The organism is Stutzerimonas decontaminans (genome assembly GCF_000661915.1).
Taxonomy (GTDB): domain Bacteria; phylum Pseudomonadota; class Gammaproteobacteria; order Pseudomonadales; family Pseudomonadaceae; genus Stutzerimonas; species Stutzerimonas decontaminans.
The window spans coordinates 1,278,778-1,302,222 of record NZ_CP007509.1; the positions used below are offsets into that span (position 1 = coordinate 1,278,778).

At 62.1% G+C, this 23,445-nt stretch carries 22 protein-coding genes and 5 tRNA genes; 15 read left to right on the top strand and 12 right to left on the bottom strand.

Annotation, left to right across the window (positions count from 1 at the left end; genetic code table 11):
- Positions 1-3: 3 nt before the first annotated feature.
- The 3 genes from UIB01_RS05900 to xseA all read right to left on the bottom strand — a co-directional run bounded on the left by UIB01_RS05900 (position 4) and on the right by xseA (position 2,874).
- Positions 4-546 (bottom strand): hydrolase, encoded by a 543-nt coding sequence (locus tag UIB01_RS05900; RefSeq protein WP_038657773.1) that lies wholly within the window; start codon positions 544-546, stop codon positions 4-6.
- A gap of 23 nt (positions 547-569) precedes the next feature.
- Complete coding sequence (locus UIB01_RS05905) at positions 570-1,394, bottom strand: M23 family metallopeptidase (RefSeq protein WP_038657776.1); 825 nt, start codon at positions 1,392-1,394, stop codon at positions 570-572.
- A 103-nt stretch (positions 1,395-1,497) separates the two neighbouring features.
- The gene (gene xseA / locus UIB01_RS05910) at positions 1,498-2,874 is read right to left on the bottom strand and encodes an exodeoxyribonuclease VII large subunit (protein WP_038665444.1); all 1,377 of its coding nucleotides are present in this window, start codon (positions 2,872-2,874) and stop codon (positions 1,498-1,500) included.
- A 130-nt stretch (positions 2,875-3,004) separates the two neighbouring features.
- Between xseA and UIB01_RS05915 the strand changes: the two genes are divergently transcribed.
- From UIB01_RS05915 to tadA, 5 genes are all read left to right on the top strand, one after another.
- Positions 3,005-3,556 (top strand): hypothetical protein, encoded by a 552-nt coding sequence (locus UIB01_RS05915; RefSeq protein WP_038657778.1) that lies wholly within the window; start codon positions 3,005-3,007, stop codon positions 3,554-3,556.
- A 126-nt stretch (positions 3,557-3,682) separates the two neighbouring features.
- Positions 3,683-5,152, top strand: a complete 1,470-nt coding sequence (guaB, locus tag UIB01_RS05920; RefSeq protein ID WP_038657781.1) for an IMP dehydrogenase — start codon at positions 3,683-3,685, stop codon at positions 5,150-5,152.
- A gap of 266 nt (positions 5,153-5,418) precedes the next feature.
- Positions 5,419-6,999, top strand: coding sequence for a glutamine-hydrolyzing GMP synthase (gene guaA, locus UIB01_RS05925; RefSeq protein WP_038657783.1), 1,581 nt, complete (start codon positions 5,419-5,421; stop codon positions 6,997-6,999).
- Between the two features lie 109 nt (positions 7,000-7,108).
- Complete coding sequence (locus UIB01_RS05930; RefSeq protein WP_038657786.1) at positions 7,109-8,479, top strand: multicopper oxidase family protein; 1,371 nt, start codon at positions 7,109-7,111, stop codon at positions 8,477-8,479.
- 19 nt (positions 8,480-8,498) lie between these two features.
- On the top strand, positions 8,499-8,981 hold the full coding sequence (tadA, locus tag UIB01_RS05935) for a tRNA adenosine(34) deaminase TadA (protein ID WP_038657787.1): 483 nt from the start codon (positions 8,499-8,501) through the stop codon (positions 8,979-8,981).
- On the opposite strand, the gene UIB01_RS05940 is transcribed toward tadA, so the two are convergent.
- Entirely contained in the window at positions 8,978-10,075 is a 1,098-nt protein-coding gene (locus UIB01_RS05940; protein WP_038657789.1) for an ABC transporter ATP-binding protein, read from the bottom strand. The genes tadA and UIB01_RS05940 overlap by 4 nt on opposite strands.
- A complete protein-coding gene (argF, locus tag UIB01_RS05945) occupies positions 10,072-10,992 on the bottom strand; it encodes an ornithine carbamoyltransferase (RefSeq protein ID WP_038657791.1) in 921 nt (306 codons plus the stop codon). The genes UIB01_RS05940 and argF overlap by 4 nt, the downstream gene beginning before the upstream one ends.
- A 272-nt stretch (positions 10,993-11,264) precedes the next feature.
- Between argF and grxD the strand changes: the two genes are divergently transcribed.
- Positions 11,265-11,591, top strand: a complete 327-nt coding sequence (gene grxD, locus UIB01_RS05950) for a Grx4 family monothiol glutaredoxin (protein WP_038657793.1) — start codon at positions 11,265-11,267, stop codon at positions 11,589-11,591.
- Between the two features lie 195 nt (positions 11,592-11,786).
- A complete protein-coding gene (locus UIB01_RS05955) occupies positions 11,787-12,149 on the top strand; it encodes a VanZ family protein (protein ID WP_038657795.1) in 363 nt (120 codons plus the stop codon).
- A gap of 297 nt (positions 12,150-12,446) precedes the next feature.
- On the opposite strand, the gene UIB01_RS05960 is transcribed toward UIB01_RS05955, so the two are convergent.
- A tRNA-Asn gene (locus UIB01_RS05960) sits at positions 12,447-12,522 on the bottom strand.
- A 103-nt stretch (positions 12,523-12,625) separates the two neighbouring features.
- On the bottom strand, positions 12,626-13,822 hold the full coding sequence (locus UIB01_RS05965; protein ID WP_038657797.1) for an amino acid aminotransferase: 1,197 nt from the start codon (positions 13,820-13,822) through the stop codon (positions 12,626-12,628).
- 295 nt (positions 13,823-14,117) lie between these two features.
- On the opposite strand from UIB01_RS05965, the gene uvrB reads away from it, so the two are divergent.
- The 7 genes from uvrB (at position 14,118) to UIB01_RS06000 (ending at position 19,073) form a co-directional block, all read left to right on the top strand.
- On the top strand, positions 14,118-16,133 hold the full coding sequence (uvrB, locus tag UIB01_RS05970) for an excinuclease ABC subunit UvrB (RefSeq protein WP_038657799.1): 2,016 nt from the start codon (positions 14,118-14,120) through the stop codon (positions 16,131-16,133).
- A 178-nt stretch (positions 16,134-16,311) separates the two neighbouring features.
- Positions 16,312-17,793 (top strand): glutamate--tRNA ligase, encoded by a 1,482-nt coding sequence (gltX, locus tag UIB01_RS05975; RefSeq protein ID WP_038657801.1) that lies wholly within the window; start codon positions 16,312-16,314, stop codon positions 17,791-17,793.
- A gap of 167 nt (positions 17,794-17,960) precedes the next feature.
- Positions 17,961-18,036: transfer RNA gene (locus tag UIB01_RS05980), tRNA-Ala, on the top strand.
- Between the two features lie 74 nt (positions 18,037-18,110).
- Positions 18,111-18,186 (top strand) — tRNA-Glu (locus UIB01_RS05985).
- Between the two features lie 44 nt (positions 18,187-18,230).
- Positions 18,231-18,306 (top strand) — tRNA-Ala (locus tag UIB01_RS05990).
- A 48-nt stretch (positions 18,307-18,354) separates the two neighbouring features.
- A tRNA-Glu gene (locus UIB01_RS05995) sits at positions 18,355-18,430 on the top strand.
- Between the two features lie 193 nt (positions 18,431-18,623).
- The gene (locus UIB01_RS06000; protein WP_038657802.1) at positions 18,624-19,073 is read left to right on the top strand and encodes an acyl-CoA thioesterase; all 450 of its coding nucleotides are present in this window, start codon (positions 18,624-18,626) and stop codon (positions 19,071-19,073) included.
- A gap of 9 nt (positions 19,074-19,082) precedes the next feature.
- On the opposite strand, the gene UIB01_RS06005 is transcribed toward UIB01_RS06000, so the two are convergent.
- Entirely contained in the window at positions 19,083-19,337 is a 255-nt protein-coding gene (locus UIB01_RS06005) for a hypothetical protein (protein WP_038657804.1), read from the bottom strand.
- Positions 19,338-19,436: 99 nt separating this feature from the next.
- Between UIB01_RS06005 and dinB the strand changes: the two genes are divergently transcribed.
- Positions 19,437-20,501: a DNA polymerase IV gene (dinB, locus tag UIB01_RS06010; protein ID WP_038657806.1), complete on the top strand. Its 1,065-nt coding sequence runs from the start codon at positions 19,437-19,439 to the stop codon at positions 20,499-20,501.
- Between the two features lie 327 nt (positions 20,502-20,828).
- Here the strand turns inward: dinB and UIB01_RS06015 are convergent, their stop codons facing one another.
- The 4 genes from UIB01_RS06015 to UIB01_RS06030 form a co-directional block, all read right to left on the bottom strand.
- Positions 20,829-21,230, bottom strand: a complete 402-nt coding sequence (locus UIB01_RS06015) for an META domain-containing protein (RefSeq protein WP_038657808.1) — start codon at positions 21,228-21,230, stop codon at positions 20,829-20,831.
- Positions 21,227-21,667 carry a hypothetical protein gene (locus UIB01_RS06020; protein ID WP_038657810.1) on the bottom strand — a complete coding sequence of 147 codons (441 nt, stop codon included), beginning with the start codon at positions 21,665-21,667 and terminating at the stop codon, positions 21,227-21,229. The genes UIB01_RS06015 and UIB01_RS06020 overlap by 4 nt, the downstream gene beginning before the upstream one ends.
- Positions 21,668-21,763: 96 nt before the next feature.
- Positions 21,764-22,570: a dienelactone hydrolase family protein gene (locus tag UIB01_RS06025; protein WP_038657812.1), complete on the bottom strand. Its 807-nt coding sequence runs from the start codon at positions 22,568-22,570 to the stop codon at positions 21,764-21,766.
- A gap of 173 nt (positions 22,571-22,743) precedes the next feature.
- The gene (locus tag UIB01_RS06030; RefSeq protein WP_015276179.1) at positions 22,744-23,445 is read right to left on the bottom strand and encodes an ABC transporter ATP-binding protein; all 702 of its coding nucleotides are present in this window, start codon (positions 23,443-23,445) and stop codon (positions 22,744-22,746) included.

The following is a 23,445-nucleotide window of genomic DNA, read 5'->3' on the forward strand; positions in this document are numbered from 1 at the left end:
TGGTCAGCGGATAAATTCGCGGCTGATACTCTTGAACAGTTCGGTGCCGGCGCGTTCCATCCATTCGAAGGCGACCATCTCCCGCGAGACGATCACCGCACCAGCCTGACGCATCCGCGCCAGCGCGAGCGCCTTGTCGCTGGCCCGCCGCGAGCTGACGCCTTCTTCGACGACGAAAACTTCGTTGCCGCGGGCGCGCAGGTCGAGCACGGTCTGCAGCACGCACACGTGAGTCTCGCAGCCGCAGATGACGAACTGCCGGCGTTCGCCGCCGGGGCGCTGGAACAGCTCGCCGTCGCCAGCCGCGGAGAAGTGCAGCTTCTCCAGAATGGCGGCCTCGTCGACGCCGTCACGCAGGGCGGCGATGGTCGGGCCGAGGCCCTTGCTGTACTGCTCGGTCAGCAGCACCGGCACGCCTACTCGCTGTGCTACCTGCTGCAGCCAGGCAGTGTGCTCGGCCATGGCTTCACTTTCGAGAATGACCGGGAACAGGCGCTCCTGGATGTCGATGATCAGCAGGGTGGAATCCGTTGCTTTGATGCGCATCGCTGTCGTTCCTCGTGATGTGTTCAAGGCTTATACGCGCCGATGAAGATGGCTGGGTCGACCCGCGCGTCGTTCAGGCTCACGTTCCAGTGCAGGTGCGGACCGGTTGCGCGTCCGGTTGCGCCGACCTTGCCCAGTTCCTGACCCCGCGCCAGTTGCTCGCCGACTTTCACGCCGATCTCGGAAAGATGGCAGAACATGCTGATCAGCCCCTGGCCGTGATCGACGAATACCGTCTTGCCATTGAAGAAGTAGTCACCGGTGAGTATGACCTTGCCGGCTGCCGGTGCCTTGATTGGCGTGCCGGTCTTGGCGGCGAAATCCAGGCCGGAATGCGGGTTGCGTTCCTCGCCGTTGAAGAAACGGCGCAGGCCGAAGGGCGATGACAGCGGGCCGTCGACCGGGCGATCGAACAGCAGATTGCTCGGCTGGTTAGCGCTGAACTGGCGATAGGCGCGGTTCTGCTCGTCCAGCTCACGTTCGATGCGCTTGAGGTCGGCCGGGTTGGGATTGACCTGGCGCTGATTTTTCAGGGTGATGTGCTGTGCGCGATATTCACGGCTTTCGACCTGGAAGGCTTGCGCGCGACCATCGATCTCCAACTGCTGCGCGCCCGGCTTCACCGAAAGCGGGATACCAACGATAGCGATCCAGCGCTGGCCATCCTCGCGTACCACCAGCGTCGGCTTGCCCTGGTAGCGGGCCTGCGGCGCACTCGGGCCGTTGCCGAGTTCGATCACGGCTACGCCGCCGGGTACGGGTTTGTTGAGCAGGCGGGTGATGAATCCCTCGGCATGGGCGGGGAGGGCAAGGGTGAGGGCGAACAGCAGGGCGAAGACGCGAGGCATGGGTGGGTCCGTTGCAGGAAACGGCCCATCCTCGCGTAAACGCTGGAATAGAGAAAGACCCAGGGATGTCAGAACGTTTCCGGCCAAGCGGCTGCCGCAGGGTCTACAGCAACGGCAGCGTTACTGGCTCCAGATGATTGTCTTCCACCCGCACCTGGAGTTCGCCCTCGCCGAGTCGAGCCTTGAGACGTTGCCCGGGTTGGGTCTGGCTGGCGCTGCGGATCGCCTGGCCGCGCTCGTCGAGCAGGATGCTGTAGCCGCGGCTGAGTGTGGCCAGCGGGCTCACCACATTGAGCGTCTGGACGAGCCCCTGAAGCTGTTGACGGCGGCCTTTCAGACTGGCCTGCATCGCCCGCGGCAGTCGCGAGGAAAGGTGGTCGAGGCGCTGGCGCAACAGATTCAGCGAACGGCCCGGATGTTGTGAGGCCAGGCGCGTTTCCAGCCGAGCCAGGCGCTCCTGGCTGCTGCACAGGCGACGGTCGACCGCGCGCAGCAGGCGCTGCTCGAGATCATCGATACGCTGTGCCTGCTGTTGCAGCCGTTCGCCGGGATGGCGCAGGCGGCGGGTCAGACCTTCCAGGCGCATGGCATCACGGTGCAGGCGGTCGCGCATGCGCAGTACCAGGCGCTGTTGCAGCCCGCTCAGCCGGTGTTGCAGGTCGGCGCTGCTTGGTGCCAGCAACTCGGCAGCCGCGGATGGCGTCGGCGCGCGAACATCGGCGACGAAATCGGCTATCGAGACATCGGTTTCGTGGCCCACCGCGCTGACGATCGGCGTGACGCAGGCGTCCACCGCGCGTGCCACGGCTTCTTCGTTGAAGCACCAGAGGTCTTCGAGCGAACCGCCGCCGCGGGCCAGGATCAGCGCATCGAAGCCCTGAGCGTCGGCTAGCTGCAGCGCTCGGACGATCTGCCCGGTGGCTTCGCGGCCTTGTACCGCGGTCGGGATCAGCGTCAGCTCGACCTGCGGCGCGCGGCGTTTGAACACCGAAATGATGTCGCGGATCACTGCGCCGGTCGGCGAGCTGACGATGCCAATGCGTCGTGGATGGGCGGGCAGGGCGGCCTTGCGTTCGGCGGCGAACAGGCCTTCGGCGCTGAGCTTTTCTTTCAGTGCTTCGAACGCCAGGCGCAGCGCGCCGTCGCCGGCCGGCTCCAGCGTGTCGAGAATCAGCTGATAGTCGCCGCGTCCCTCGAACAGCGAGACCTTGCCGCGCACCCGTACCGCCAGGCCATCACGTAGGGCCTGGCGAACCCGCGCCGCGTTCTGCCGGAACAGCGCACAACGCACCTGGGCGTTCTTGTCCTTGAGGGTGAAATAGATGTGGCCGGAAGCCGGGCGGGCGAGGTTGGAAATCTCGCCTTCGACCCAGACCTGGGCGAATACGTCCTCGAGCAGCAGGCGGGCGCGACCGTTGAGCTGACTGACAGTCAGCACTTCGCGATCGAGATTGAGACGCTGGAAGGGATCTTTGAGCATGGCGGCGATGATAAGCCGGGCGCGACCCTGCGCAAACCGAAACTGCACGGCACTGGTCTGCCTGGCCTTGACCGGTTCGGGCATGGCGCTAAGCTGCGCGACCTCCGTCCATCTCACGCTCCGAGTATCCATGAGCCAAAGCCAAGCGATCATCGTGCCGCGCATTTCCACGTTACCAGGGCACGAAGCCAAGGCGCGGATGATCCTGCGCTGGCTGGCCGAGCGGCACATCGTCGAGGCGCTGCCGACCACCTGCGGCCGCGGTGTTGGCGGCATGGGCTACGCGATTGCTCCAGGCGCGCGAAACGTCGTGATGCATCCGGAACGCTTGCCCTTTGCAGAAGCCATCAACGGCCTTGAAGTTGTGACCAAGCGCTGCATCTATACACCTACTCGCGACTTTCCCGAGGAGGCTGGGTGTCCCGAGTGCCGCCGCGAGATCGGCGAGGCGCTGTTCGAGAGCCTGGACGAGTGGATGCCTCGCCAGACCGATAATTTCACCTGTCCGGAATGTGGCTTCGAGGATGATATCAACGGCTTTCTGTTCATCCCGGCCTGCGGCTTTTCTAATCTGGGCTTCATCTTCAACGGCTGGGGCGAGGCGGGCTTCAAGCCGTCATTTCTCGACGAATTCGCCGAACGCCTGGGTTTCAAAGTAGCGCTGGTGGTTGATCGCCCGTGACCATTCAGTCATTTCAGCAATGCCACGCTTTTTGGTGCGCGCGCCGCGCCTCACATCCGCATTGAGCGTGAGGGAGTGCGTGGGTATAATGCCGCGCTTCCTTTTTCCCGCCTGGGAGCCCCCGCCATGCTGCGTATCAGCCAAGAAGCCCTGACTTTCGATGATGTTCTCCTGATCCCGGGATATTCCGAGGTTTTGCCGAAGGATGTCAGTCTGAAGACCCGTCTGACCCGCGAAATCGAGCTGAACATTCCGCTGGTTTCCGCGGCCATGGACACCGTCACCGAAGCGCGCCTGGCCATCGCTATGGCCCAGGAAGGCGGCATCGGTATCATTCACAAGAATATGAGCATCGAGCAGCAGGCTGCCGAGGTGCGCAAGGTCAAGCGTCACGAGACCGCCATCGTTCACGATCCGGTCACCGTCACCCCGGAAACCAAGATCAGCGAGCTGCTGCGCAAGGCACATGAGCTGGGCTTCTCCGGCTTCCCGGTGGTCTCCGGCAAAGAGCTGGTCGGTATCGTCACTGGCCGCGACTTGCGCTTCACGCCCAACGCCGGCGATTCCGTCGCGGCAATCATGACGCCCAAAGACAAGCTGGTGACCGTGCTCGAAGGCACCGGCCTGGAAGAAATCAAAACCGAACTCTACAAGCACCGCATCGAGAAGATGCTGGTGGTAGACGGCAATTTCCACCTGCGCGGTCTGGTGACTTTCCGCGACATCGAGAAGGCCAAGACCTATCCGCTGGCGTCCAAGGACGGCCAGGGTCGTCTGCGCGTCGGTGCAGCAGTCGGTACTGGCGCTGATACCGGTGATCGCGTCGAGGCGCTGGCCGCTGCCGGTGTCGACGTGGTGGTGGTGGATACCGCGCATGGTCATTCCCGCGGTGTGATCGACCGCGTGCGCTGGGTGAAGGAGAACTTCCCGCAGGTGCAGGTGATCGGCGGCAACATCGCCACTGCCGAAGCGGCGCTGGACCTGGTCAAGGCCGGCGCCGACGCGGTCAAGGTCGGTATCGGCCCGGGCTCGATCTGCACCACCCGTATCGTTGCCGGTGTTGGCGTGCCGCAGATCTCTGCCATTGCCAACGTCTCCGCCGCGCTGGAAGGCACCGGCGTGCCGATGATCGCCGACGGTGGCATCCGCTTCTCCGGTGACCTGTCCAAGGCCATCGTCGCCGGCGCCAACGCCGTGATGATGGGTTCGATGTTCGCCGGTACCGAAGAAGCGCCGGGTGAGATAGAGCTGTTCCAGGGGCGTTCCTACAAGGCCTATCGCGGCATGGGCTCGCTGGGTGCCATGTCCCAGGCGCAAGGCTCCTCGGATCGCTACTTCCAGGATTCCGCCGCTGGCGCCGAGAAGCTGGTGCCGGAAGGTATCGAAGGCCGTGTGCCGTACAAGGGCTCGCTGGCAGCGATCATCCACCAGCTGATGGGCGGTCTGCGTGCTTCCATGGGTTACACCGGCAGCGCCACCGTCGACGAGATGCGCAGCAAGCCGCAGTTCGTGCGCATTACCGGCGCCGGCATGGCCGAGTCGCACGTGCATGATGTGCAGATCACCAAGGAAGCTCCGAACTACCGCGTCGGCTGAAGATCGATTTGACGCAGCTGCGCTAGGTCATGCTGCGTTGGAGGAAACTTGGCGCTGGCTTGCCAGCGAACGTCCGACAGGACGGCCCGGAGGGCGAACGAAGCGAGTCGATGCCTCATTTGTTTCGGCAGACTCCGCTTTCTCGTTGCTCTGCGCATTGCCTGTCCGTTGCTCGCGAAGCGGCAACCCGATTTTTGGAATGCATGAACAACGGGGCTGTTCGATCAGCCCCGTGTCATTTGTGACTACCACGAGAGATGCCCCACATGGCTCATCCTGACATCCACGCCCACCGCATCCTGATCCTCGACTTCGGTTCCCAGTACACCCAGCTGATTGCCCGCCGCGTGCGTGAGATTGGCGTCTACTGCGAATTGCATCCGTGGGATATGAGCGAGGACGACATCCGTGCCTTCGCCCCGCGCGGCATCATTCTCGCCGGTGGTCCGGAATCGGTTCATGAGGTGGGCAGCCCGCGCGCGCCGCAGGCTGTGTTCGATCTTGGTGTGCCGCTGTTTGGCATCTGCTATGGCATGCAGACTATGTCCGAGCAGCTGGGCGGCAAGGTACAGGGCTCGGATGTCCGCGAGTTTGGTTATGCCCGCGTCGACCTGGTCGGCAAATCGAAGCTGTTCGACGGCATCGAAGACCACATGGATGACGACGGTATGTTCGGCCTCGATGTCTGGATGAGCCACGGCGACAAGGTCACCGAGATTCCGGCTGGTTTCCACATTCTCGCCAGCACCCCGAGCTGCCCCATAGCCGCCATGGGCGATGATTCCCGCGGTTACTACGGCGTGCAGTTCCACCCGGAAGTGACCCACACCCGCCAGGGCGGGCGCATCCTTTCCCGCTTCATCCTCGACATCTGCGGCTGCGAAGCACTGTGGACGCCGTCCAACATCGTCGAAGATGCCATCGCCCAGGTGCGTGCCCAGGTCGGTGATGCCAACGTACTGCTCGGCCTCTCCGGTGGCGTCGATTCGTCGGTGGTTGCGGCGCTGCTGCACAAGGCGATCGGCGACCAGCTGACCTGTGTCTTCGTCGACAACGGCCTGCTGCGCCTGCACGAGGGCGACCAGGTGATGGCCATGTTCGCCGAGAACATGGGCGTCAAGGTGATTCGTGCCGACGCCGAGGCACAGTTCCTCGGTAACCTCGAAGGTGAGGCGGACCCGGAGAAGAAGCGCAAGATCATCGGCCGTACCTTTATCGACGTGTTCGATGCAGAGGCCAGCAAGCTGGACAACATCCAGTTCCTCGCCCAAGGCACCATCTACCCCGACGTGATCGAGTCGGCCGGCGCCAAGAGCGGCAAGGCACACGTAATCAAGTCGCACCACAACGTCGGCGGCCTGCCGGAGGAAATGAACCTCAAGCTAGTCGAGCCGCTGCGTGAGCTGTTCAAGGACGAAGTGCGCAAGATCGGCCTGGAACTCGGCCTGCCCTACGACATGGTCTACCGTCACCCATTCCCTGGCCCGGGTCTGGGTGTGCGCATCCTCGGTGAAGTGAAAAAGGAATACGCTGACCTGCTGCGTCGTGCCGACCATATCTTCATCGAAGAGCTGCGCAACTTCGACTGGTACCACAAGACCAGCCAGGCCTTCGTGGTGTTCCAGCCGGTCAAGTCGGTCGGTGTGGTCGGCGACGGCCGTCGCTACGCCTGGGTCGTTGCGCTGCGCGCGGTGGAAACCATCGACTTCATGACTGCACGTTGGGCGCACCTGCCTTACGAGCTGCTGGAGAAGGTGTCCAACCGCATCATCAACGAAATCGAAGGCATCTCCCGCGTCACCTATGACGTGTCGAGCAAGCCGCCCGCCACCATCGAGTGGGAGTGATCTGAAGCAATGAGGGCAGCCCAGGCTGCCCTCATGCTATGCGCAGCCTCCCCAGAGGGGCGCGTCGAGCCTGATGGGCCCATGTATTCGGACTGGCTGGAGCCCATGCATGTCCTTTACCCGTAGACAGATTCTCACCGGCCTGGCCGGTCTTGGCGTGGTCGGCCTTGCCGGCAGTGGCGCGCGCTACTGGCTTGGCCGCCCGGCCGACATCACCACCCATGACTATGAGTTGATTGCCGCCCCGCTGGACGTAGAGCTGGTGCCCGGTCATGTCACGCCTGCCTGGGCCTATGGCGGGCAGGCACCTGGCCTGGAATTGCGCGGCCGGCAGGGCGACTGGCTGCGGGTGCGCTTCATCAACAACCTGCCGGAGCCCACCACCATCCACTGGCATGGCATTCGTCTGCCGCTGGAAATGGATGGCGTTCCCTACGTATCGCAGTTGCCGGTATTGCCCGGTGAGTTCTTCGACTATCGCTTCCAGCTGCACGATGCCGGCAGCTTCTGGTATCACCCGCATACCAGCAGTGCCGCCCAGTTGGGCCGTGGGCTGGTCGGTCCGTTGATCGTCGAGGAGCGCGAACCGAGCGGTTTCAGGCACGAGCGCACACTCAATCTGAAAAGCTGGCATGTCGATAAACAGGGCGCTTTCACCGAGTTCAGCGTGCCTCGCGAGGCTGCTCGAGGTGGCACGCCAGGCGTGCTGTCGACGGTGAATGGCACACATGCGCCCACGCTTGACCTGCCGGCCGGGCAGGTCGTGCGGCTACGGGTGTTGAACTTGGACAATACGCTGACCTATCGGCTGAACCTGCCGGAGGGCGAGGCGCGCATCTATGCGCTCGATGGCCATCCGGTCGTACCGATGCCGCTGGGCAAGGAGTACTGGCTCGGACCGGGTATGCGCATCGACCTGGCGCTGAAGGTGCCGGAGATCGGTACGGAGCTATCCTTGCGCAATGGCCCGCTGCGACTGGCGACACTGCGTTCTGTGGCGTACGAGGGCGCTGCTGGCGACTGGCCGCCAGCGCTGCCGGCCAATCCGGTGGCAGAGCCGGATCTGCAGCGTGCGGAAACACTGCGCTTCAACTTCGAATGGGCCGGCCACCTGTCGGCGGACGTCGAGCAGGGCGGCGCCTATACCTTCTGGCAGATCAACGGCCAGGCCTGGGACATCAACGACAAGACCTGTGCCGATCGCCCGATTGCGACGCTGAAAAAGGATGGCCATTACATCTTCGAGCTGCGCAACCTCAGTCAGTACCAGCATCCGATTCACCTGCACGGCATGACCTTCAAGGTGATTTCCTCCAATCGCCGCAAGATCGATCCGTGGTTCACCGATACCTACCTGCTGGGCAAGAACGAGACGGCGCGTATCGCTCTGGTCGCCGATAATCCCGGTGTCTGGATGTTCCATTGTCATGTCATCGACCACATGGAAACCGGTCTGATGGCGGCGATCGAGGTGGTATGAGAAAGGGCAGGGCGCAGCAGTGAGGAGACCGTTGATCATCGACCGCAGCCAGGACGAGCACTTCATGCGTGAAGCCCTGGCACTGGCGGCGCAGGGTGCGGCGCTGGGCGAGGTGCCAGTGGGCGCCGTGCTGGTGCAGGACGGGCTGATCATCGGGCGCGGCTATAACTGTCCGATTTCCCGGCACGACCCCAGTGCCCATGCGGAAATGGTCGCGGTGCGCGACGCGGCGCTGGCAGTACAAAATTATCGGCTACCCGGTAGCACACTCTATGTGACGCTGGAGCCCTGCAGCATGTGCGCCGGTCTGATCGTGCATTCGCGGATCCAGCGCGTCGTCTATGGCGCCACCGAGCCGAAGGCCGGCGTGGTTGTCAGTCGCGGCCAGTTTTTCGATCAGGGCTTTCTCAACCACCGGGTGCTGGTCGAGGGCGGCGTGCTGGCCGAGGAGTGTGGTAAGGAGCTCAGCGAATTCTTCCGCCAGCGCCGGCAGAAGGGTTAGCGCGCTGCCGTTGTCGGCTGCAGCGTTTCATGGGCGGCGACGCTGCCCTGCGCCGGAAAGACCACCAGATGGTCGGCGGCTATGGCGATGCCGACTTCTTGCCCAGTGGGGTAGTCCGCATGGCTGGTGAAGATCGCCACCAGTTGATTGCCGGTGGGCAGCTGCAGCCGGTACAGCGTCGACGCACCGAGGAAGGTTTTGCCAACGATCAGCGCACGTAGCGGGCTGTCCGGCTTGTAGACGATGTCATCGGGGCGTAGCAGCACATCCACCGAACTGCCTGCCGGCCAGGTGTAGGCCCGATTGCCACGAATAATGCCGAGCTCGGTCTGCACGGTTTCCGGGTCGAGCAGCTGCCCGCGAATGAAGTAACCCTGTCCGATGAAGCTCGCGACGAAGGGCGTCAGCGGTTCATGGTAGAGGTTGAAAGGGGTGTCCCACTGTTCCAGACGACCATCTTTGAATACGCCGACCTGATCGCTGACGGCGAAGGCCTCTTCCTGGTCGTGGGTGACCAGAATGGCGCTGGTGTTGCGCGCCTTGAGGATCTCGCGCACTTCATGGCTGAGACGCCGACGCAGTTCGACGTCGAGGTTAGAGAAGGGCTCGTCCAGCAGCAACAGCGCAGGCTCAGGCGCCAAGGCGCGGGCCAATGCCACACGCTGTTGTTGGCCACCGGAAAGTTCGTGCGGGTAGCGTTTGCCCAAGGCGGACAGGTGCACCAGTTCGAGCATTTCCGACACGATTCGCGAACAGTCGGACTGCTTGCGGATGCCGAAGGCGATGTTCTCCGCCACGGTCAGATGGGGGAACAGCGCGTAGTCCTGAAACACCATGCCGATGCGGCGCTTCTCCGGCGCCAGGGTGAAGCCTGAGCGGGAAATGACCGTGTCCTCCAGCTGGATTTCGCCCTGGTGTACCGGCTCGAACCCAGCGATGGCGCGTAGCGTAGTGGTCTTGCCGCAACCGGATGGGCCCAGCAGGCAGCCGATATCACCGCGGTTCAGGTGCAGGTTGAGGTGCTGAACAATGCTCTGCTCGCCGTAGCCGCAGGCCAGATCGCGCAATTGCAGCAGCGGCGGATCATTTTTCATGCGTGGTGATAGGCCGGCTCGACGAGGAACTCAAGCAGGGCCTTCTGTACATGCAGACGGTTTTCGGCCTGGTCCCAGGCTACGGAGCGCGGATCGTCGAGCAGGTCGTGGCTGATTTCCTCACCGCGGTGGGCTGGCAGGCAGTGCATGAACAGCACGTTTGCGGCAGCGCAATCGAGCAGTGCTCGGTCGACCTGATAGGGGCGGAACGTGGCTAGGCGCGCGGCGGCTTCGTCTTCCTGGCCCATGGAGGCCCAGACGTCGGTGCTGATCAGATGCGCGCCTGCGGCCGCCTCGCGCGGATCACGCAGAATCTGCACGCGATCACCGGCGCGTGCCATCAGCTCGGCGTTGGGCTCGTAGCCCTCGGGGCAAGCGACCTTGAGCTGGAAGTCGAACTGGATGGCAGCTTCTATATAGGTATTGCACATGTTGTTGCCGTCGCCGATCCACGCCACCGTCTTGCCGGCGATGCTGCCGCGGTGCTCATGGAAGGTCTGCATATCGGCCATCAACTGGCAGGGGTGCAGGTCATCGGACAGGCCGTTGATGACTGGGACGCTGGAATTGGCGGCGAATTCGGTGAGTGTCGAATGGGCGAAGGTGCGGATCATCACGGCATCGAGCATGCGTGACATGACGATGGCCGAATCGCTGATCGGTTCGCCGCGGCCGAGCTGGGTATCGCGCGGCGAAAGAAAGATCGCTTGGCCGCCGAGCTGGATCATGCCAGCTTCGAATGACAGTCGGGTGCGGGTCGAGGCTTTCTCGAAGATCATGCCCAGCACGCGATTCTTCAGGGGTTCGAACAGGACGCCGCGCTCGCGCAGATCCTTCAGCTCGATGCCGCGGCGGACCAGGCTGTTCAGCTCCTGGGGCGTGCAGTCCATCAGTGAGAGAAAATGCCTTGCGCTCATATCAACTACCTTTATTGCCGCAGCGCGATCCAGTGCTTTTCGACAGAAAAAGGGGACCGACGACTGGGGGTCGCACGGGGAGCGACGAAACGGGAAAGGCGCGATCTTATCCAGAAAGCGAGCGCAGGCGCAAATCCTCTACCCACGGCCTGTGGTGGGCTGAATCGCAGTATTGACGGCCTTTGCGCCACCACAAAGCCGAGTCCTCCGCTCGGCTTTCCCGCGCGTTTTCCGTTACAATGCGCGGCAACCGTGTCTAGCCGAGGTACTCCATGGATATCATCGAAACCATCAAAGAACAGATCGCCAACAACCCGGTGCTGCTTTACATGAAGGGCTCGCCGAACGCCCCACAGTGCGGCTTTTCTGCCCGTGCGACCCAGGCGGTAATGGGCTGTGGCGAGAAGTTCGCTTATGTCGACATCCTGCAGAACCCGGAAATTCGTGCCAGCCTGCCGACCTATGCCAACTGGCCGACCTTCCCGCAGCTGTGGGTGAGCGGTGAGCTGGTCGGTGGCAGCGACATCATCCTCGAGATGTTCGAAAAGGGTGAGCTGCAGACTCTGATCAAGTCCGCTGTCGGCAAGGCCGAAGCATAAATACGGCGCCAGTCGTAGATGCTTTGCGTATGCCCGCATCAAGTGATGCGGGCATTTTTGTTTGTGATCGAGACATGAAGTAAAGAAAGGGCAGCAGCTTTCAGTGATCTTTACCGCTTTTCGTGGGTCATAGGTCGCGTTGAGGGCACCGTCCTCTTTTACGCATTGCGCCTTCGAGTGAGAGACCCTTCCCTTATGCCCTATCTGCGAGTGTTGCCTTTTCTGATCGTGCTGGCGATCGTGCTCTTCAATGGTTTGAAGCCGGAGCCGGTGCCGCAGCTGTTCGATCAGCAGGACAAACTGCACCATTTGCTGGGCTTTGCGGCGCTGGCGTTCACGCTGCGCCTGAGCTTTCCTCGCATACCGTTCACCTGGGGGCTTTGTCTGACCGTCTGCGCGGCGCTGCTGATCGAGCTGGGCCAGGGCTTGCTGCCGCATCGCACTGCATCCCGCTGGGACATGCTGGCTAACGTGCTTGGCGTTCTGTTGGGCTGGGGTTGTTCCATGCTGGCGCAGGGCTGGTGGCGCCAGCGGCTAGGCGAACCGCTGCCGGAGTGACTCCGTAGCCTGGGCTCTACTGCGTCAGCAGAACGCGCTTTAGCCCGGCCCCGAAGGGGTGAGCGAAGCGAATAACCTGGGGCGCAGTCCTTGGTGAGAGTCCAGTGGCAATAAAAAAGCCCCGGTATCAACCGAGGCTTTCGAATTTGGCTCCGCGACCTGGACTCGACTGCGCTAGCAGAACGCGCTTTAGCCCGGCCCCGAAGGGGTGAGCGAAGCGAATAACCTGGGACGTAGTCCCTGGTGAGAGTCCAGTGGCAATAAAAAAGCCCCGGTATTAACCGAGGCTTTCGAATTTGGCTCCGCGACCTGGACTCGAACCAGGGACCCAATGATTAACAGTCATTTGCTCTACCGACTGAGCTATCGCGGAACAACGGTGCGTATCCTACTGTTTGCAAAAGAGAAGTCAACCCTTCGCGCCGGCAGGGAGGATGCCACGCCCGGGGCCTGAAACAGCCCCGGGGTGGATCGAATCAGAGCACCTGGACGATGGCGTCAGTGACGTGACCAATGTTGTTGCGGTTCAGTGCGGCGGCGCAGATTCGACCGGTGCTGATGGCGTAAACGCCGAACTCGACACGCAGCCGCTCGACCTGCTCGGCTGTGAGGCCGGAGTAGGAGAACATGCCGCGCTGGGCAGCAACGAAGCTGAAATCGGTCTTCGCGCCTTTAGCCGCCAGCTGCTCGACCATGCTTAGCCGCAGCTCGCGGATGCGGCTGCGCATCTCGCCTAGCTCGGCTTCCCACATGGCACGCAGTTCCGGGCTGTTGAGCACCGCGGAGACGATTGTGGCGCCATGGGTCGGCGGGTTGGAGTAGTTGGTGCGGATTACGCGCTTGACCTGCGAGAGTACGCGCGCAGACTCCTCGCGACTCTGGGTGACCATCGACAGCGCGCCGACGCGCTCGCCGTACAGCGAGAAGGACTTGGAGAACGAGCTGGAAACAAAGAAGGTCATGCCCGACTCGGCGAACAGGCGTACGGCGGCGGCGTCTTCTTCGATGCTGTCGCCGAAACCCTGGTAGGCGATGTCGATGAACGGGACGTGATCCTGGGCGCGCAGCACGTCGAGGATCTGCTTCCAGTCATCCAGGTTCAGGTCGACACCGGTCGGGTTGTGGCAGCAGGCGTGCAGCACGACGATGGAGCGGGGCGGCAGGTTCTTCAGGTCCTCCAGCAAGCCGGCACGGTCGATGCCGTGGTTGGTTGCGTCGTAGTAGCTATAGTTCTGTACTGGAAAGCCGGCCGATTCGAACAGTGCGCGATGGTTTTCCCAGCTCGGGTTGCTGATGGCAACCACGGCGTCAGGCAGCAGGCGCTTGAGGAAATCTGCCCCGACCTTGAGTGCGCCGGTTCCACCGAGCGCCTGGGTAGTCACCACCCGGCCTTCGGCGATCAGCGGGGAATCTTCACCAAACAGCAGCTTCTGTACGGCCGCGTCGTAGGCGGCGATGCCTTCGATCGGCAGGTAGCCTCGCGGTGCGTGGGTGGCGATGCGGGCATGCTCGGCCTCGACCACGGCGCGCAGCAGCGGAATGCGACCTTCTTCGTTGTAGTAGACGCCGACACCGAGATTGACCTTGTTCGGCCGCGTGTCGGCGTTGAAGGCTTCATTGAGGCCGAGGATAGGATCGCGCGGCGCCATTTCGACAGCAGAGAACAAACTCATGGTGAGGGGGCTCGAAAGAGAAGAGTGACTAGATTCACCACCCTCGCGTCGGCGCGCAGGGTGATGCGCAAACGGGGCGGTAGTATAGCGATCATGCCTGTGGCCTGCGATATGCTACTGAGCTTTTCTGAGCATTATTGGTGCGTTTCGCATGCTGGAAAGATGGGCGGTTTCTCAGCTTTGCGCGCCCATCGCCTCCGGCAGATGTCGAGATGCGCCCGCCGTCGCGCCAAACCGCTGGATGGCTGTCTAAGGTCCGGCTGGCAAGCAGGCAAACGTTACCTAGAGAGGCGAAATGTCCAAGTTCGAACTGGTCACCCGTTTCAAGCCGGCCGGCGATCAGCCGGAGGCCATTCGGCAGATGATCGAAGGCATCGAAGCGGGGCTGTCGCACCAGACGCTGCTGGGCGTGACTGGCTCCGGCAAGACCTTCAGCATCGCCAATGTCATCGCTCATGTGCAGCGCCCCACGCTGGTGCTGGCGCCGAACAAGACGCTGGCCGCGCAGCTCTATGGCGAATTCAAGGCGTTTTTCCCGAACAATGCGGTGGAGTATTTCGTCTCCTACTACGACTACTACCAGCCGGAAGCCTATGTGCCGTCTTCGGACACCTTCATCGAGAAGGACGCATCGATCAACGATCACATCGAGCAGATGCGGCTGTCGGCAACCAAAGCGTTGCTGGAGCGATCGGATGCGATCATCGTCACCACGGTGTCGTGTATCTACGGTCTGGGTGATCCGCAGTCCTATCTGAAGATGGTGTTGCATGTGGATCGCGGCGATCGGCTCGACCAGCGCGAACTGCTGCGCCGGCTGACCGGCCTGCAGTACACGCGCAACGACATGGATTTTGCCCGTGCAACCTTCCGTGTACGCGGCGATGTGATCGACATCTTTCCCGCCGAATCGGACCTCGAAGCCGTGCGCATCGAGTTGTTCGACGACGAGGTGGAGAGCCTGTCGGCCTTCGACCCGCTGACGGGGGAGGTAATCCGCAAACTGCCGCGCTTTACCTTCTATCCCAAGAGCCATTACGTGACGCCGCGGGAGACGCTGCTCGACGCCATCGAGAAGATCAAGGACGAGCTGCGCGAGCGCCTCGACTACCTGCGTAGCCAGAACAAGCTGGTGGAGGCGCAGCGGCTGGAGCAGCGTACCCGCTTCGATCTGGAAATGATCATGGAGCTCGGCTACTGCAACGGCATCGAGAACTACTCGCGCTACCTCTCTGGGCGCGATTCGGGTGAGCCGCCGCCGACGCTGTTCGACTATCTGCCCGCCGATGCGCTGCTGGTGATCGACGAGTCCCACGTTTCGGTGCCGCAGGTCGGCGCTATGTACAAGGGTGACCGCTCGCGCAAGGAAACCCTGGTGGAGTACGGCTTCCGTCTGCCATCGGCGCTGGACAACCGGCCGATGCGATTCGATGAATGGGAGGCGATCTGCCCGCAGACCATCTTCGTTTCCGCGACGCCCGGCCCTTACGAGGCCGAGCATGCTGGCCGCGTGGTCGAGCAGGTGGTGCGCCCGACGGGTCTGGTCGATCCACAGATTGAAGTGCGTCCGGCACTGACGCAGGTCGACGACCTGCTGTCGGAGATCCGCAAGTGCGTGGTCAAGGAAGAGCGAGTGCTGGTCACCACGCTGACCAAGCGCATGGCCGAGGACCTCACTGACTATCTGAGCGACCATGACGTGCGCGTGCGCTACCTGCATTCGGACATCGATACCGTGGAGCGGGTCGAGATCATCCGCGACCTGCGGCTGGGCACTTTCGACGTGCTGGTGGGCATCAACCTGCTGCGCGAAGGCCTGGACATGCCCGAGGTGTCGCTGGTGGCGATCCTCGATGCGGACAAGGAAGGCTTCCTGCGTTCAGAGCGCTCGCTGATCCAGACCATCGGCCGCGCGGCGCGCAACCTCAATGGCCGCGCGATTTTGTATGCCGACAACATCACCGGGTCCATGCAGCGCGCCATGGATGAAACCGAGCGGCGGCGTAATAAGCAGATTGCCTTCAACGAAGCTAACGGCATCGTGCCGCAGGGTGTGAAGAAGGACGTGCGGGACATTCTCGAAGGCGCCACAGTGCCGGGCTCGCGTAGCAAGAAGCGGCGTGGAGAGGCGAAGGCGGCGGAGGAGAGTGCGCGTTACGAGAACGAACTGCGTTCACCGAGCGAGATCACCAAACGGATTCGTCAGCTGGAAGAGAAGATGCTGAGTCTGGCGCGCGATCTGGAGTTCGAGGCGGCTGCCGAGGCGCGCGACGAAATCCACAAGCTGCGCGAACGCCTGCTGCAGGTCTGAAGCTCCTGTGCTTGTTTGGCCTCAGGGCCATCCTTCTACGGTGGCCCTAAGGCGGCTGTACGTTCGCTTCTGCATAGCAAAGTGCTCCAGTCGGTGTCCGGCTGGAGCCGGCTGCACCTCGCCTGTTAACATTCGGCCCTTCTGATTTTCTGTTCGTCCTATTCGTTCGAGAGCCTCCATGACCACCGTCCGCACCCGTATCGCGCCATCTCCCACCGGTGATCCCCACGTTGGAACTGCCTATATCGCGCTGTTCAACCTGTGCTTCGCCCGACAGCACGGCGGTCAGTTCATCCTGCGCATCGAGGATACCGATCAGGTGCGCTCGACTCGTGAGTCCGAGCAGCAGATCTATGATGCGCTGCGCTGGCTGGGTATCGAGTGGGACGAGGGCCCCGACGTTGGTGGCCCGCATGGTCCCTACCGGCAAAGCGAGCGCGGTGAGATCTACAAGAAATACTCGGACGAATTGGTCAGCAAGGGCCATGCATTCCCGTGCTTCTGCAGCAGCGAACGCTTGGATCAGGTGCGCGCCGAGCAGATGGCAAACAAGGAAACGCCGCGTTATGACGGGCATTGCATGCACATCGACCCGGCCGAAGCTCAGCGTCGCATCGCTGCTGGTGAATCCCATGTGATCCGCATGAAGGTGCCGAGCGAAGGCGTGTGCCAGGTCCAGGACATGCTGCGTGGCACCGTCGAGATCGGCTGGGATCGTATGGACATGCAGGTGCTGATGAAGGCCGACGGCCTGCCGACCTACTTCCTCGCCAATGTGGTCGACGATCACCTGATGGGCATCACCCATGTGCTGCGAGGCGAGGAGTGGCTGCCGTCGGCGCCCAAGCTGATCAAACTGTACGAGTACTTCGGCTGGGAGCAGCCGCAGCTGTGCTACATGCCGCTGCTGCGCAATCCCGACAAGAGCAAGCTGTCCAAGCGCAAGAACCCGACCTCGGTGACCTTCTACGAGCGCATGGGTTTTCTGCCGCAGGCGATGCTCAATTATCTCGGGCGCATGGGCTGGTCGATGCCTGACGAGCGCGAGAAATTCGCGCTGAACGAGATGATCGAGCACTTCGACATCAATCGTGTCTCGCTCGGTGGGCCGATCTTCGATCTGGAGAAGCTGTCCTGGCTCAACGGCCAGTGGCTGCGCGAGCTGCCGGTCGAGCAGTTCGCTGCCGAAGTGCAGAAGTGGGCATTCAATCCGCAGTACATGATGCAGATCGCCCCCCACGTGCAGCAGCGGGTGGAAACCTTCAGCCAGATCGCGCCGCTGGCCGGCTTTTTTTTCTCCGGTGCGCTGCCGCTCGACCCGGCACTGTTCGCCCACAAGAAACTCGACGCGACGCAGGTGCGCCAGGTCATGCAGCTGATCCTGTGGAAGCTGGAGGCGCTGCGCCAGTGGGAGAAGGAGCGCATCACCGCATGCATCACTCAGGTGGCCGAACACCTTGGCTTCAAACTGCGCGATGTGATGCCGCTGATGTTCGCAGCCGTCACTGGGCAGGCCAGTTCGGTGTCGGTGCTGGACGCCATGGAAATCATAGGCCCGGATCTGACGCGCTTCCGTCTGCGCAATGCGCTCGAGCTGCTCGGAGGTGCCTCGAAGAAGGAAGCCAAGGAGTGGGAAAAGCTGTTGGCGTCTATCGTCTGACCAGTTTGAGCAGAGGCGACTTAACCGGTCAGTCTCGCCGTAGGGCGGTTCGTTACCGCCCGTCGGTGGTAAGTAGTTGTTCCTAATGCCAAAAAATCTTCGACACCTTCGAAATTGTTGTTGACACTACCTGGGGGCGCCCCTAATATGCGCCCCGTCCTCGAGATGGGGCTATAGCTCAGCTGGGAGAGCGCTTGCATGGCATGCAAGAGGTCGACGGTTCGATCCCGTCTAGCTCCACCAATCTCGAAGAGCAGAATTTGCCACCAGCCTGTATTTGCAACATGACGAATACGGGCTGCGCTTGAAGGGTTTGCGTCCCCTTCGTCTAGTGGCCTAGGACACCGCCCTTTCACGGCGGTAACAGGGGTTCGAGTCCCCTAGGGGACGCCATTATTCAGCGATGTTGCTATCGCGCGTCGAGAGACGATAAATCCGGGGCTATAGCTCAGCTGGGAGAGCGCTTGCATGGCATGCAAGAGGTCGACGGTTCGATCCCGTCTAGCTCCACCAATCACGGCTTGTCGATAAGCAGTTCATCGGCAGGTTTGCGAAGGTTTCGTCCCCTTCGTCTAGTGGCCTAGGACACCGCCCTTTCACGGCGGTAACAGGGGTTCGAGTCCCCTAGGGGACGCCATTTTTATTGCCCGTTTTGGGCTTCAAGGGGTCATCTTTCATGAGATGGCCCTTTTTGTTTTGTGCGGTCGAAAAGCAACATAGAGCGGTTTGCTGCTGAATGTCGCATCATTGCGCACGGCGACATGCGTGACTCGCCGCCTTCGCTGCGCTTTCATAGGTCATCGCAAATCCGCCATCGAGGCATCTGACGAATGAGCTGGGATCAGGCACAAGCGTTCATCATCGACCTGCAGGTGCAGCCTGAGCATATCGACGAGCTCGGGCACGCCAACAATGCCGTCTACGTGACCTGGCTCGAGCGGTGCGCCTGGCAGCATTCACAAAGTCTCGGACTGGGAATCGACGACTACCGTCGCCTGGATCGAGCCATGGCGGTGCTGCGACACGAGATCGACTATCTTGCTGCAGCCTATGAGGGGGACGTGCTGCAGCTCGGAACCTGGATATCCGAGTCGGATCAGCGTTTGAAAATGAAGCGATGCTTCCAGCTCATCAGGCCGGCCGATGGCGCGACCCTGCTGCGCGCGCAGACCACTTTCGTTTGTATCGAGCTCTCCAGCGGGAAACCCAAGCGCATGCCGCCAGAGTTTATCGACGGCTACGGCAAGGCACTGGTGCAACCTTACCCGCTGGAGCTGTAACCGGGCCGGTTATCCGCGCTGCTCGGGCTTCATAACGTCGCTCTCGCGACGCTTCTCCGCGTCGTCGCGCCAATCCTCCTGGATCTGCTCTTTCATCTTCGGATCGGCGCCGCGATCTTCGTTGTCGCGAACCCGGGCCTCGCCTTCCTTCTCCTGCTGAATATTGGTGCCTTGCGGCTGCGTATTCATCATGTCCTGATCGGCCGTCGCAACTGTGGCAAACAAGCTGCCCAGCGTGATGATGCCTGCGTACAAGATTTTCATCTGAACCTCCGACTATCGGGGCGGTAAAGGACTTACCATCTCGATAACCGACCCGTCGCGCTGAAGATTCGTTCACTCCTGCCCGGTGCCCTGTTTTTCGTGAGTCAGTCCAGCCTTCGAAAAATCATCCATATCGACTGCGACTGCTTTTATGCCGCAATCGAGATGCGCGACGATCCCAGCTTGGCTCGGCGGCCAATTGCCGTGGGTGGGGCTGCAGATCGGCGCGGGGTCATCGCCACATGCAACTACGAGGCGCGTGCGTACGGGGTGCGCTCGGCCATGGCTTCGGGTCACGCATTGAAGCTATGTCCCGATCTGCTCATCCTGCGCCCGCGGATGGACGCCTATCGGGAGGCATCGCGCGAGATTCAGAATATCTTCCGCACCTATACCGAACAGATCGAGCCGCTGTCGCTGGACGAGGCCTACCTGGATGTCACCGCCTGCGAGCACTTTTCCGGCAGCGCCACGCGTATCGCCGAGGACATCCGCCGGCGGGTCTGGCAGCAGCTGCGCATTACGGTGTCGGCGGGGGTGGCGCCGAACAAGTTTCTCGCCAAGATCGCCAGCGAATGGAACAAGCCTGACGGCCTGTACGTCATCACGCCGGCGCAAGTCGATGAGTTCGTGCAGGCGCTCGAGGTCAAGCGGCTGCATGGGGTAGGGCGCGTCACCGCTGAGAAGCTTGGGCGGCTTGGAATTCGCACCTGCAGCGACCTGCGTGAGTGGGGAAGACTGGAACTGGTTCGCGAGTTTGGTGCGTTCGGCGAGCGACTCTGGGGCCTGGCGCGTGGGATCGACGAGCGGCCGGTACAGGTCGAGAGTCGCCGACAGTCGGTGAGTGTTGAGCAAACCTATGATCGGGATTTGCCCGATCTGACTGCCTGTCTCGAGCGACTGCCGGAGCTGCTGCAGCAACTCGCTACCCGCTTGGCTCGGCTGGATAGCGGTTATCGGCCCGGCAAGCCCTTCGTAAAGCTCAAATTCCATGACTTTACCCAGACCACTTTAGAGCAAGCAGGCGCTGGGCTTGAGTTGGACGACTATTCTGATCTGCTCGCCACCGCTTTCGCTCGCGGCGCCCGGCCGGTTCGCTTGATCGGTGTCGGCGTACGCTTGGTCGATCTGCGTGGTGGCTTCGAGCAGCTGAGGCTGTTCTGAGGCCCGCCTTGCAGCGCTCGCTCCCGGAAGCACGAAGCCGCTCTGAGGAGCGGCTTCGTGTGGTTGCAGATAAAAGAGGGGAATCCCTGGCCTGCCTGTACCAGGGTCCCCGAAACTGGCTAAACCAGTCTATGCACTGGATATGCCAGTTTCGTTAAACGCAGGTGCAGGAGGTTGCTTTGGGTAGCTTAGCTAAGGAATACCGGGCTTTGGCTGCTTTCGGACTGTCCGAGGCTCAAGCGCTGTGGCCGATGCTGGCGGAGGGCGCGAGCGGCTGGTGCCTGATCAGAGTGCGCAGGCGCTGTTGCATGCGCACATTTGGCGCGATTACTCCTGCTCGGGCCAAAGACGTAGCGGGGTGCCTTCGGCGGGCCATAGCCGCAGCTGGTCGATGTTGGAAACGTCCCAGCGCTCGACTCGGCTGAGCAGGTCAAGGAAGTGATGTTCCTGCTCCATGATTTCTTCCGGGCAGAGTTTCCGCGTGCTACCCAGGTTGCCGAAGCGAATCTGCTGGCCGCTCTGTTCGTAGCTGCCGAACCAGTGATTGCAGCCGGCATTCCCATACGCACGCCCTTCGCTGAGCGTGAGAGATACTGCGGTGCGGCCAATCACGGGCTCGTCGCCAATCCACTCGGCGATATAGGTAACGTCGCGCTGCAGCTCAAGAGGCTCTGTCGCACAACCCGCCAGGCCAAGCGCCGTGACCAAAGGCAACATACGCAAAGTCATGCCTGTTTCTCCTTCTGACAGTCAGGGCAGAGGTGTTGGCCATTTACGTCTGACCAGCCCTGCTCGGCGACACGGATCTGCGCGGCAGGTTTGCGAGCGGCTTCGCCGAGCTTGGCGTCGACGGCGAACTCGAAGTCCAGCTGCTTGCCGCAGCTATCGCAAGCGACCTGCCAGTTGAGGATTTCCAGTTCGCGGAACACCGGCCCGCTAGCCACCGCCATCCATTGCCCAGGCGGGTTGATCAGGTGACGCACTTTCTCCACCGTCAGGCGCTGGGACAGGTCGCGGCTGCCCTTGAGGGTGACGATCAGTACATCGCCGCTGCGAATCGAGCCGCCATTTCCGGTGACCTGGTAGCGGCCCGGCGCCAAGGCGCGGCATTCGGTGAGGGTGTGCGCGGGGTTGAGCAGGGTGTAGCGGAAATCGTGTTCGGCCATGACTCGTGTTCGACGGTGAGTTGTGCGTGCAATGCTAGCACGCGCCCCGGCGGCAGGCGTGCCGCCGGGACGAATCACTTCCGAGAGGAGCGGTCGTCACTGCGCCTGGGCGGCTGCCGGTGAGCCGAACGTCTCTTCGAAGAAGCGCTGCATATCGCGCCAGGAGCGTTCGTCCGCGGCTTTCTGATAGGCCACATCGAGGCCATGCGCTTGGTGGGCGTCGGCGCCTGGATTGGTAAAGCCATGTTTGGCACCTGGCAGGCTGACGAATTGGTAGTCGGCGCCGGCCTTGACCATCTCGACGTTCAGTGCGGCGATGTCGTCGGTGCTGATCATGCTGTCTTCGCTGCCATGTTCGACCAGCACGCGCGCCTTGACGCTGCCCGGAGCGGCGCGTGTCTCGGTGGCCAGTGCGCCATGAAAGCTGACCACACCATCCAGCGGAACACCCTGGCGGGCCATATCCAGCACGACCTTGCCGCCGAAGCAGTAGCCGACCGCGCCGAGTTTGGCGGTATCGGTCTGCGCCTGTTCCTTGAGCAGGTCGAGGCCGGCATTGAAGCGCGCTTTGGCCGCATCGGCGTCCTTCAGCGCCGCCTGCATGAAGCCCATGGCGTCTTTCGGGTGGTCGGTATTCTTGCCTTCACCGTACATGTCGATGGCCAGGGCGCTGTAGCCCAGCTCGGCGAGGTCCCGGGCGCGCTGCTTGGCATAGTCGTTCAGCCCCCACCATTCGTGGACCACGACGATGCCGGGGCGCTTGCCCTCGATGGCGTCGTCGTAGGCGTAGTAGCCGATCATCTCGGTGCCGTCGGCAGCGGTGTAGGGGATTTCCTGCGTCTGAATCGCGGCATTCGCAGTGACGCTGGCAGCCATGAGCAGGCCGAACAGGCAGTGGCGCATCGTGAGGTCTCCTTGATGATCGGTATCTTGGCGAAGGGGGTTAGACGAAGAATAGCGGTTCTTCGAGTGCGTGCGCAGCAGCTGGAATTGCCGGGCTGGCGGGACGCGTATGTGCCGCGAATAAAAAAGCCCCGCCGAGCGGCGGGGCTTTTCTTCCACGGGAATGGCTGGCGTCAACCTCCCAGGTAGGCGTCACGTACCTTCGGATCGGTCAGCAGGTCCTCGCCGCTGCCCTGCATGACGATGTGCCCGTTCTCCAGCACGTAACCGCGGTCGGCCAGTTTGAGTGCCTGGTTGGCGTTCTGCTCGACCAGGAACACTGTTACACCGTCCTCGCGCAGCTGTTCGATGATCTCGAAGATCTGCTGGATGATGATCGGTGCCAGACCGAGTGACGGCTCGTCGAGCAACAGCAGCTTGGGCTTGCTCATCAGTGCGCGGGCGATGGCGAGCATCTGCTGCTCGCCACCGGACATGGTGCCGCCCCGCTGCTGATAGCGTTCCTTGAGCCGCGGGAACAGGCCGAGCACCTTGTCCAGCTGCTCCTGGAAGTCCGTCTTGCCAGTAAAGAAACCGCCCATGGACAGGTTCTCTTCAACCGTCAGACGGGCGAAGATCCGCCGCCCTTCGGGTACCACGGCGATCGCCTTGCGCATGATGTCGCAGGTCTGCCGGCCAACCAGCTCCTCGCCCTGGAAGCGAATGCTGCCGCTGGCCGCCTGCGGCGAGCCGCATAGGGTCATCAGCAGGGTCGACTTGCCGGCACCGTTGGCGCCGATCAGGGTGACGATTTCGCCTTGCTCCACTTGCACATTGATGTCGTGTAGCGCCTGGATCTTGCCGTAAAAGGTCGAGACGTTTTCGAAAGTCAGCAT